Source organism: Streptomyces hygroscopicus subsp. hygroscopicus (assembly GCF_001553455.1).
GTDB classification, from domain to species: domain Bacteria; phylum Actinomycetota; class Actinomycetes; order Streptomycetales; family Streptomycetaceae; genus Streptomyces; species Streptomyces hygroscopicus.
Genome location: NZ_BBOX01000038.1, coordinates 1 through 11,141, shown reverse-complemented (window position 1 = coordinate 11,141; position 11,141 = coordinate 1). Strand labels below are relative to the sequence as shown.

General features: G+C 73.1%; 8 protein-coding genes. 7 read left to right on the top strand and 1 reads right to left on the bottom strand.

Translation table 11 applies throughout. The annotated features are described in order from the left end of the window. On the bottom strand, positions 1 to 332 hold a 332-nt coding region (locus AXW62_RS05315), incomplete at its 3' end, for an SWIM zinc finger family protein (protein ID WP_169808114.1). Between the two features lie 137 nt (positions 333 to 469). On the opposite strand from AXW62_RS05315, the gene AXW62_RS05310 reads away from it, so the two are divergent. From AXW62_RS05310 to sucD, 7 genes are all read left to right on the top strand, one after another. After that, entirely contained in the window at positions 470 to 1,624 is a 1,155-nt protein-coding gene (locus AXW62_RS05310; protein WP_079106185.1) for an ATP-binding protein, read from the top strand. After that, the gene (locus AXW62_RS05305) at positions 1,621 to 4,563 is read left to right on the top strand and encodes a DUF5682 family protein (protein ID WP_252368506.1); all 2,943 of its coding nucleotides are present in this window, start codon (positions 1,621 to 1,623) and stop codon (positions 4,561 to 4,563) included. The genes AXW62_RS05310 and AXW62_RS05305 overlap by 4 nt, the downstream gene beginning before the upstream one ends. A 235-nt stretch (positions 4,564 to 4,798) precedes the next feature. Beyond that, on the top strand, positions 4,799 to 5,995 hold the full coding sequence (locus AXW62_RS05300; RefSeq protein ID WP_060943461.1) for a VWA domain-containing protein: 1,197 nt from the start codon (positions 4,799 to 4,801) through the stop codon (positions 5,993 to 5,995). Between the two features lie 185 nt (positions 5,996 to 6,180). Beyond that, entirely contained in the window at positions 6,181 to 7,041 is an 861-nt protein-coding gene (locus AXW62_RS05295) for a hypothetical protein (protein WP_060943460.1), read from the top strand. 98 nt (positions 7,042 to 7,139) lie between these two features. Then, positions 7,140 to 8,561, top strand: a complete 1,422-nt coding sequence (locus AXW62_RS05290; RefSeq protein ID WP_060943459.1) for a hypothetical protein — start codon at positions 7,140 to 7,142, stop codon at positions 8,559 to 8,561. Positions 8,562 to 8,909: 348 nt separating this feature from the next. Continuing rightward, positions 8,910 to 10,082 (top strand): ADP-forming succinate--CoA ligase subunit beta, encoded by a 1,173-nt coding sequence (gene sucC / locus AXW62_RS05285; protein WP_030828611.1) that lies wholly within the window; start codon positions 8,910 to 8,912, stop codon positions 10,080 to 10,082. 21 nt (positions 10,083 to 10,103) lie between these two features. Then, on the top strand, positions 10,104 to 10,988 hold the full coding sequence (sucD, locus tag AXW62_RS05280; RefSeq protein WP_030828615.1) for a succinate--CoA ligase subunit alpha: 885 nt from the start codon (positions 10,104 to 10,106) through the stop codon (positions 10,986 to 10,988). Positions 10,989 to 11,141 lie beyond the last annotated feature (153 nt).

The window sequence follows — 11,141 nt, the reverse complement described above, 5'->3', positions numbered from 1 at the left end:
CCGAGCCACTGCTCGGCCCACTCCGGCGGCTCCCCGCCCCCGGGCACGCCCCCCGCGCCGGACGCCCACAGCAGCAGCAGGCCCAGCGCGTGTTTGCACGGGAACTTCCGGCTCGGACAACTGCACCGGTAGCCGGGCCCGTTCAGATCGACGACCGTCTGGTACGGCTTGCTGCCGCTGCCCGCGCACAGCCCCCACACCGCTTGGCCGTGCGCCCCCGCGCCCGACCACGAGCCGGCCGCCGCGAGCTTGCCGCCCGCTTTGCGTGACGCGGCGTCAGGCGCCAGGGCCAGCACCTGCTCCGCCGTCCAGCGTTCCCCCTGCGGATTCATGTCTGCGACGGTACGGGCACCCACTGACAATCGCTCTGACCTGCGCCTTCGTTGGCCGAGAGCCGGTTGTCAGTGGGGTGGTGCAGGGTGGTTCTCGCGTCCGGAAACGGAACGAGGAAACGAGTCGTGGGGGAGCTGTGACCGTCACTGTGCCCGGAACCGAATCCACCGATAGCAACCGCACGGCAGGGCCCAGCGAGGCCGCCGGCGCCGCGGAAGCCCTGCGTCCGCACGCGGAGGACGCGTTCGCCGACGAGCTGCGCGCGCTGGCCGCGGCCGACGACCGGCCGCGTCCGGCGCGCTGGCGGCTCTCGCCGTGGGCGGTCGCCACCTATCTGCTCGGCGGCACGCTGCCCGACGGCACCGTGATCACCCCCAAGTACGTGGGCCCGCGCCGCATCGTCGAGGTCGCCGTCACCACTCTCGCCACCGACCGCGCCCTGCTGTTGCTGGGCGTGCCCGGCACCGCCAAGACGTGGGTGTCCGAGCATCTGGCGGCGGCGGTCAGCGGTGACTCGACGCTGCTGGTCCAGGGCACCGCCGGGACGCCCGAGGAGGCCATCCGGTACGGGTGGAACTACGCCCAGCTCCTCGCCCACGGCCCGAGCCGCGAGGCCCTCGTGCCGAGCCCGGTGATGCGCGCGATGGCGGACGGCATGACCGCCCGCGTGGAGGAGCTGACGCGCATCCCGGCCGATGTGCAGGACACGCTGATCACCGTCCTGTCGGAGAAGACGCTGCCGATCCCGGAGCTGGGGGAGGAGGTCCAGGCGGTCCGCGGCTTCAATCTGATCGCGACCGCCAACGACCGCGACCGCGGGGTCAACGAGCTTTCCAGCGCCCTGCGCCGCCGCTTCAACACGGTCGTGCTGCCGCTGCCCGCGACCCCGGAGGACGAAGTCGACATCGTCTCCCGCCGCGTCACCCAGATCGGCCGCTCGCTGGAGCTCCCGGAGCTGCCGGAGGGGGCCGACGAGATCCGCCGCGTGGTCACGGTCTTCCGCGAGCTGCGCGAGGGAGTGACCGGCGACGGCCGTACGAAGCTGAAGTCGCCCTCGGGCACGCTGTCGACGGCCGAGGCCATTTCCGTGGTCACCGGCGGACTCGCCCTCGCCGCCCACTTCGGCGACGGCGTGCTGAGGGCGGGCGACGTGGCCGCGGGCATCTTGGGCGCGGTCGTCCGCGACCCGGCCGCCGACCGTGTCATCTGGCAGGAGTACCTGGAGACGGTCGTCCGCGAGCGCGACGGCTGGAAGGACTTCTACCGCGCGTGCCGGGAGGTGACGGAGTGACGGGCGCCCCGCCGGCGCGGGCCGCCGGTCCGCTGCTGCTGGGGGTGCGCCATCACGGGCCCGGGTCGGCGCGGGCGGTGCGGGCGGCGCTCGAGGCGTGCGCACCGCGCGTGGTGCTGATCGAGGGGCCGCCGGAGGCGGACGCGATCGTGCGGCTCGCCGCCGAGGAGGACATGCGTCCGCCGGTCGCGCTGCTCGCCCATGCCGCGGACGACCCGGGGCGGGCCGGATTCTGGCCGCTGGCCGGGTTCTCCCCGGAGTGGGCGGCCATCCAGTGGGCGCTGGCCCACGAGGTCCCCGTACGGTTCATCGACCTCCCGGCGGCCAACTCGCTGGCCATGTCGGCGGGGAAGGCCCCCCAGGGCCCGTCCGCCCTGCCCGAGCCGCCCGCCCGGCCCGGTCCGGCGGCCCCGGAGTGGCCTGGTGCTCCGGGGCATCAGGCCGCCCCGGGGGAGCAGAGCGGCCCGGCGGCCGGCTCCGCCGAGCGGCTGCGCGTCGATCCCCTGTCCGTCCTCGCCGAGGCGGCCGGGTACGACGACCCGGAGCGCTGGTGGGAGGACGTCATCGAGCACCGCGGCACCGGCGGCACGGAGGCGTTCGCGGCCGTGGCGGAGGCCATGGAGGCACTGCGCGCCGAGTACGGCCACGGCGGGCACGAGGACGACGCCGTGCGCGAGGCCCATATGCGGCTGCGGCTGCGCGAGGCGCGGCGGGAGTTCGGGGACGAGGTCGCCGTCGTCTGCGGGGCCTGGCACGTACCGGCGCTGGGGGAGCGGACCACCGTGACCGCCGACCGGAAGCTGCTCAAGGGGCTGCCCAAGGTCAAGACCGAGATCAGCTGGGTCCCCTGGACCCACCGGCGGCTGGCGCGGCACAGCGGATACGGGGCCGGGATCACCTCTCCGGGCTGGTACGACCATCTCTTCCACGCCCCGGACCGACCCCTTGAGCGCTGGCTCACCAAGGTCGCGGGGCTGCTGCGGGACGAGGACTTCGCGGTCTCCTCGGCCCATGTCATCGAGGCCGTGAGGCTCGCCGAAACCCTGGCCGCCATGCGCGGACGTCCGCTCGCCGGGCTCGCCGAGACCCTCGACGCCGTAAGGGCGGTGATGTGCGAGGGCTCCGATGTGCCGATCGCGCTGGTACGGGACCGGCTGGTGGTCGGGGACGTCCTGGGCGAGGTCCCCGAATCGGCTCCCGCGGTGCCGCTCCAGCGCGACCTGGCGCGCACACAGCGCTCGCTGCGGCTCAGGCCCGAGGCACTGGAGCGCGATCTGGAGCTGGACCTGCGCAAGGAGACTGACGCCGGGCGCAGCCGTCTGCTGCACCGGCTGCGGCTGCTCGGGGTCGACTGGGGCACCCCGGCCGTCTCCCGTGGCAGCACCGGCACCTTCCGGGAGACCTGGCGGCTGCGGTGGGAGCCGGAGCTGTCGGTGCGGGTCGCCGAGGCGGGGGTGTGGGGCACCACGGTGCTGTCGGCGGCCACCGCCAAGGCGGAGACCGAGGCCCGGAGCGCCAAGGGGCTCGCCGAGGTGACCGAGCTGGCCGAGCGCTGTCTGCTCGCCGGACTCCCCGGCGCCCTCCCCGTCGTGATGCGCTCGCTCGCCGACCGGGCCGCGCTCGACGCGGACGTCGGCCATCTCGCCCAGGCCCTGCCCGCCCTGGTGCGCTCGGTGCGCTACGGGGACGTGCGCGGCACCGACACCGCCGCCCTCGAAGAGGTCGCGGTCGGGCTGGCCGAGCGGATCCTGGTCGGGCTGCCGCCCGCCTGTGTCGGCCTCGACAGCGACGGCGCCGCCGAGATGCGCGGCCATATGGAGGCCGTGCACCGCGCGATCGGGCTGCTGTCGGAGACGGAGGCACGGCCGGGGGCGGCGGGAGAGGCGGAGACGGGGACGCGGCCGGGGGCGGTGGGAGAGGCGGAGGCACGGCCGGGGACGGCGAGGCAGGCGGACGCGGGGACGCGGTCAGGGGCGGCGGGACAGGCGGAGACCGGGACCCGGGCAGAAGCAGGGACGGGGACGGCGGGGCAGGCGGACGCGGGGACGCGGGCAGAGGCAGGGACGGGGACGGCGGGGCAGGCGGACGCGGGGACGGGGTCAGGGGCGGCGGGAGAGGCAGGGACGGGGGCGGAGACGGGCGCGGGAACGGAGACGGGAGCGGGCACGGACGCGTGGCCGCGGCCCGGCATCCAGGCGGCGGAGCCGCCGGCGGCCCGGCCCGGCGCAGCCGACGGGCTGCGGACCCGCTGGGCGGCCATGCTGCGCTCCCTCGCCGGACGGGACGGCACCCCCGCCACGCCTGGGCTGATCCGGGGCCGCGCCGCGCGGCTGCTGCTGGACGACGGCCGACTCGCCGAGGACGAGGCGGCCCGGCTGATGGGGCTCGCGCTCTCGCCCGGCACCCAGCCGCCCGAAGCGGCCTCCTGGATCGAGGGGTTCCTCGGCGGCGGGGCGGGCGGCGGCATGCTGCTGATCCACGATGAGCGGCTGCTCGGCCTGGTCGACCGCTGGCTGATCTCCGTTCCCGCCGAGGCGTTCACCGACGTCCTGCCCCTGCTGCGGCGCACCTTCTCCGCGTACGAGGCGGGCGTGCGCCGCCCTTGGGGGAGTTGGTCCGCCGGGGGCCCGAGGCCGGGGGGAGCACCGGCGGCCCCGGCGCTCCCGCCGTGCCGGGTTTCGGCCCCGGGCACGACCCGGACCGGGCGGCGGCCGTCGTACCGACGGTGCGTCTGCTGCTGGGCCTCGATCCCGCCCCGCACGGCAACGACACCATGGAGGCAGCCCGATGACGCACGGCGACCCTCACGGCGACGGGTACAGCGACGGTTACAGCGACGCCGTCCACGGCCACGGACACTGTCACGCACACGGCCACGGCCACGGGGGCGGTCTCGACCACGACATCGACGACGTCCACGACATCGACGACGGCCTTGACCACGGGGGCGGTCATGGTCACGGCCACGGCCACGGCCAGGGCATCGGCCACGGCCAGGGCCTCGACCTCGGCCACGGCCACGACCTCGACCTCGGCCACGACCTCGACCTCGGCCACGACCTCGACCTCGACCTCGGCCTCGACCACGGCCACGGGGGCGGCCTCGACCACGGGGGCGGTCATGGTCACGGCCACGGCCACCGTCACGGCCACCGCACCGGCGATCAGGAACGGCTGCGGCGCTGGCGGCTGGTGCTCGGCGGCCAGGGCGCCGACGGCACCGGGTGCTCGCTCAGCGGGACCGACGCCGCCATGGACCGCACGCTCGAGGCCCTCTACGGCTCCGGGGGCGGCGACGGCTCCGGCGGCAGCGGCACGGCCACCGGGCGCACCGGGCGCACCGGCGGCTCCCAGGGCGCGGCGAGCGGCCCGCGCTCCGGCGGGCTCGGCGGATCCGCGCCCCAAGTGGCCCGCTGGCTCGGCGACATCCGTACGTACTTCCCCACCTCCGTCGTCCAGGTCATGCAGCGCGACGCCATCGACCGGCTGGGTCTGTCCGCCCTGCTGCTGGAGCCGGAGATGCTGGCGGCCGTGGAGGCGGACGTCCACCTCGTGGGCACCCTGCTGTCCCTCAACAAGGCGATGCCGGAGACCACCAAGAACACCGCGCGGGCCGTCGTCCGTAAGGTCGTCGAGGACCTGGAGAAGCGGCTGGCGACCCGCACCCGCGCCACGCTCACCGGAGCGCTCGACCGCTCCGCCCGGATCGGCCGCCCCCGCCACCGGGACATCGACTGGGACCGCACCATCCGCGCCAACCTCAAGAACTACCTCCCCGACCACCGGACGGTCGTCCCCGAGCGGCTCATCGGGTACGGGCGGGCGGCGCGCGGTGTGCGGAAGGACGTGCTGCTGTGCGTCGACCAGTCGGGGTCGATGGCCGCGTCCGTGGTCTACGCCTCGGTCTTCGGCGCCGTGCTCGCCTCGATGCGCTCCCTCGCCACCCGGCTGATCGTCTTCGACACCTCCGTGGTGGACCTGACCGAGGAGCTCGACGATCCGGTGGACGTCCTCTTCGGCACCCAGCTCGGCGGCGGCACCGACATCAACCGCGCGCTGGCCTACTGCCAGTCGCGGATCACCCGGCCCGCCGACACCGTCGTCGTCCTCATCAGCGACCTCTACGAGGGCGGCATACGCGAGGAGATGCTGGGGCGGGTCGCCGCGATGAAGGCGTCCGGAGTGCAGTTCGTGACGCTGCTCGCGCTGTCCGATGAGGGAGCGCCGAGTTACGACCGCGAGCACGCGGCGGCCCTCGCCGCGCTGGGCGCGCCCGCCTTCGCCTGCACCCCCGATCTGTTCCCGGAGGTGATGGCGGCGGCGATCGAACGGCGCCAACTGCCTATACCGGACATGGCGATGCATCAGTGATCCGGGGCTTGCGCCGACCCCTGTGGGTCGTGCAAGGATCATCCTCGTCGCCCAGGACATGAATCCAGCCATCTGGCTGGCGAGTTCGTCCTGTTCGGTGCGCCCATCGCCAGATCGCCGCACCCATGTGCCCGTTGTACGTCCCGTACTCACGGAAGGCCCCGTTCGTGTCTGTTGTGTCCGCCATGTCTGTCGCCGTGCGCCTGCCGCGCACGGTGGCGGCGCGGCGGGCGCTGCTGGCGGCGCTCTTCCTCGGGGGCTTCCTGGCCCTGGCGTTCCTCTTCGGCGGCAGCGCTCACGCCGCCGAGCGGAGCGATCAGGACGGGACGACCGGCATATCGATCGGCCGCTCCACCGTCTCCGGGCTGCTCGACCCCTCGGGTATCGAGCAGACCCGGCAGCAGGTGGAGAAGCACGCGCCGCCCCTGGTGGTGCGGACCGCCCACACGGCGGAGGACGTCGTACGGGAGACCGTGCGGCCCATCCAGGAGCCGGTCGAGCGGGAGGCGCAGAAGATCACCGAGCCGGTCGGCGACCTGGTCGGCGGCACCGCGGGCGACAGCCTGCCGGTGGGCCTGCCCGACGTCGGCATCGGTGACGCGATCGGTGCGGGCCCCCAGGGCTCCGTGCCGGACCACGGCGGCCCGGCCGCCGAGCGGCACGCGGCCGAGGACGAGCCGGTGACCGTGCACAAGGCGGCGCCCGCCGCCGCGGACCCGATGGGGCCCGAGACGTACGCCCCGGTCGTCACCCCGCACCGTATGGGTGCGACCGCCTCCCACCCCGAGCACGCGCCCGCCGTACGGGCGGTCTCCGGCACCGGTCCGGACGGTGGCGCCCCGGCGCCGCTGCCCCTTCCGCGGTCCCCGCTCGGGGCCACCTCGCAGTGCACCGGCGACAGCGGCGGTCCCCGTGGCGGGAACACCCATGCCGCTCTCCCGCCGTCAGGCGCGGTGTCCTTCGGGCTGAAGCCCGGCACGGTCCGCGCGGAGAGCTCGGCGCCGACGCGCGAGCGGTTCAACGAAGTCCTCGAATTCCCCGGCTAGGGCAGACCTCACCCCCGTCTGCTGAGACCTGCCGCGCGGGGGCGGGTCAGGTCTGCCCGTCCGAAACCCCTTTTGACTTTCGAAGGACTTCCTCCACCATGCGCAACAACCTTCGCCGTTCCATCCTCGTCGCCGCTGCCGCCACCGGTATCTGGGCCCTCGGCTCCGCCGCTGCCAACGCCGCCGAGAACCCGGCCGTCCCCTCCACCGACGGCGTCACCAGCACCGTGGACGGCCTCACCAAGACGGTGAACAAGACGCTGCCGACCGACAAGGTGACCGAGACGGTGGGCGGCGTGGCCGACACCTCCAAGGTGACCGACACCGTGAAGAAGACCGTGGACGGCGCCGCCTCCACCGTGGACGGCGTCACCGGCGGCGTGACGGACCGCGTGCCGGGCGCCGGCAAGCTGCCCCGCGTCTCGGACGTCACCAAGACCGTCGAGGGCACCGCCGACGGCCTTACGGGCGACGTCGCCAAGCCGGAGAAGGTCGTCAAGAAGGCCCACAAGGCCGTCAAGGGCGTCCAGAAGACCGTCAAGGGCGTCGAGAAGACCGTCAAGAAGACCGCCGACCTCGACCTGCCCACCGGTGAGGTCCCCGGCGTGGTGCCCAGCCTTCCGGGCCTCGGCTCGCTGCCGACCCTGCCCGACACCTCCACGCTGCCCACCGGCTCGCTGCCGGACGTCCAGGGCCTCCCGGGCCAGCTGCCCACCGAGCTCCCCGCCACCCCGAAGCTGCCCTCCGCCCCGGGGTCGGCCAATGACCTGCTCGCCTCCCTCTCCGGCGCCGGCATCCGCCCGGAGGAGCTGGCCGGTAAGGTCCAGGCCGTCGTGGGCACCACCAAGCCGGTCGTCGACGGTGTGGCCTCGGACGTGCTGCCGCCCGCCGCGCACCGTCTCGTGGTCAAGGTCGTCCCGGTCGCGGAGCGGACCGTCGGTGACACCGGTGCGCTGGCCGACGGCGCCGTGGCCCGCACCACCCCGTACGTCTTCGTGGTGACCGGCAGCGCTCAGGGCTTCGCGCTGGGCACCGCCTCCAACGTGGTCCCGGCCGTGCAGGACGCCGTCGACCGCCTGGTGCCGGTCGTGGTGAACGTGCCGACCACCGCCGTTCCGTTCGCGCAGGACCTGGCCGGCACCACCGTGCCGTTCGCCCAGGACCTGGCCACGGGCACGGTCGCGGACGCCCGGACCACGGTGGGGAACGCCAAGGACGGTGCGCTGAGCCTGCTCCCGGCGCTGCCCACCGACCTGACCGACGTCGCCAACATCCCGGCCCTCCCGGTCCTCCCGGCGGACCTGCCTTCGGTTCCGGCCGACCTGCCGACCGTTCCGGCTGACCTGCCGCAGCTCCCGGCCGACCTGCCTTCGGTTCCGGCCGACCTGCCGACCGTTCCGGCTGACCTGCCGCAGGTGGAGCTCCCGCAGGTTCCGGCCGAGCTCCCGCAGCTCCCGGCCGACCTGCCTTCGGTTCCGGCCGACCTGCCGACCGTTCCGGGCACGCTCCCGACCGTCTGATCGTCCCGGCGGGCGTAAGACAGGCAGGCCGTGAAGGCCGTGAAGGCCGAGAAAGCGTGAAACCGTAAGGCGAACATCGTCGACCGGGCAGTCCTCGTTGGGGAGAGGGCTGCCCGGTTGTCGTACCTGAATAGATGGAAACGGTCGCGATCTGTGACCGTTATCACCGCGCCAGTGTGATCTGCGATTTAGGGCCGCACGTCCCGCGGAGATAACCTGCGAGACGGACATGCCGCGTACCCGGTGAACGTGTGCCGCCCTCGTTACAGATCGCGTCCTCACGCTGCCCCCCGCGGCACGCCCGCGCAGATAACGACCGCGAAATCCATGGAAAAGGGACGGACGCGCGTGGACCTGTTCGAATACCAGGCGAAGGACCTCTTCGCCAAGCACGGTGTACCGGTGCTGGCCGGTGAAGTCATCGACACGCCTGGGGCGGCGCGCGAGGTGGCCGAGCGACTGGGCGGCCGCGCGGTCGTCAAGGCGCAGGTCAAGACGGGTGGCCGGGGTAAGGCGGGTGGCGTCAAGCTGGCCTCCGACCCGGATGACGCCGTTGAGAAGGCGACCCAGATCCTGGGCATGGACATCAAGGGCCACACGGTCCACAAGGTGATGCTCGCCGAGACCGCGGACATCAAGGAGGAGTACTACGTCTCCTTCCTGCTGGACCGCACCAACCGGACCTTCCTCGCCATGGCCTCCGTCGAGGGCGGCGTGGAGATCGAGGTCGTCGCGGAGCAGAACCCCGAGGCGCTCGCCAAGATCCCGGTGGACGCCATCGAGGGCGTGACCCCGGAGAAGGCCGCCGAGATCGTCGCCGCCGCGAAGTTCCCGGCCGAGATCGCGGACCAGGTCAGCGAGGTCCTCCAGAAGCTGTGGACTGTCTTCATCAAGGAAGACGCTCTGCTCGTCGAGGTCAACCCGCTGGTCAAGACCGACGACGGCAAGATCATCGCGCTGGACGGCAAGGTCTCCCTGGACGAGAACGCCGCCTTCCGCCAGCCGGAGCACGAGGCGCTCGAGGACAAGGCCGCGGCCAACCCCCTCGAGGCGGCCGCCAAGGCCAAGGGCCTCAACTACGTCAAGCTCGACGGTGAGGTCGGCATCATCGGCAACGGCGCGGGTCTGGTCATGTCGACCCTCGACGTCGTCGCCTACGCGGGTGAGACCCGCGGCGGTGTGAAGCCCGCCAACTTCCTCGACATCGGCGGTGGCGCCTCCGCCGAGGTGATGGCCAACGGTCTCGAGATCATCCTCGGCGACCCGGACGTCAAGTCGGTCTTCGTCAACGTCTTTGGTGGCATCACCGCCTGCGACGCCGTCGCCAACGGCATCGTCCAGGCCCTGGAGCTGCTGAAGTCCAAGGGTGAGAACGTCTCCAAGCCGCTGGTCGTGCGCCTCGACGGCAACAACGCGGAGCTGGGTCGCAAGATCCTCACCGACGCCAACCACCCGCTCGTAACGCAGGTGGACACCATGGACGGCGCGGCCGAGCGTGCCGCCGAGCTGGCTGCGAAGTAAGGGACGAGGGAACCGGAAACCATGGCTATCTTCCTCACCAAGGAGAGCAAGGTCATCGTCCAGGGGATGACCGGGTCCGAGGGGCAGAAGCACACCCGTCGGATGCTTGCCTCGGGCACCAACATCGTCGGCGGCGTGAACCCGCGCAAGGCCGGCACCACCGTGGACTTCGACGGCACCGAGATCCCGGTCTTCGGCTCCGTCAAGGAGGCCATCGACGCCACCGGCGCCGATGTCACGGTCATCTTCGTCCCGGAGAAGTTCACCAAGGACGCGGTCATCGAGGCGATCGACGCCGAGATTCCGCTCGCCGTCGTGATCACCGAGGGCATCGCGGTCCACGACACCGCCAACTTCTGGGCCTACGCGGGCAAGAAGGGCAACAAGACGCGCATCATCGGCCCGAACTGCCCGGGTCTGATCACGCCGGGTCAGTCGAACGCGGGCATCATCCCGGCCGACATCACCAAGCCCGGCCGGATCGGTCTGGTGTCGAAGTCCGGCACGCTGACCTACCAGATGATGTACGAGCTGCGGGACATCGGCTTCTCGTCCTGTGTGGGCATCGGCGGTGACCCGATCATCGGCACCACCCACATCGACGCCCTGGCCGCCTTCGAGGCCGACCCCGACACCGACCTGATCGTGATGATCGGTGAGATCGGCGGCGACGCCGAGGAGCGGGCCGCGGACTTCATCAAGGCCAACGTCACCAAGCCGGTCGTCGGCTACGTGGCGGGCTTCACCGCTCCCGAGGGCAAGACGATGGGCCACGCGGGTGCCATCGTGTCCGGTTCCTCCGGCACCGCCCAGGCGAAGAAGGAGGCCCTCGAGGCCGCGGGCGTGAAGGTCGGCAAGACCCCGTCCGAGACCGCGCGCCTGGCGCGCGCCGCGCTGGCCGGCTGACGCACGCACGCGCGCCGCGCTGGCCGGCTGACGCACGCGCGCCGCGCCGGCCGACTGACGCACGGCGTGCCGCCCCGCTGACGCGCGCCGTGCCGGGCCGGTGCAGCGCGTCGTACCGGCCGGTCTGACGCCGCCATGGCTCGATGCCGCGGG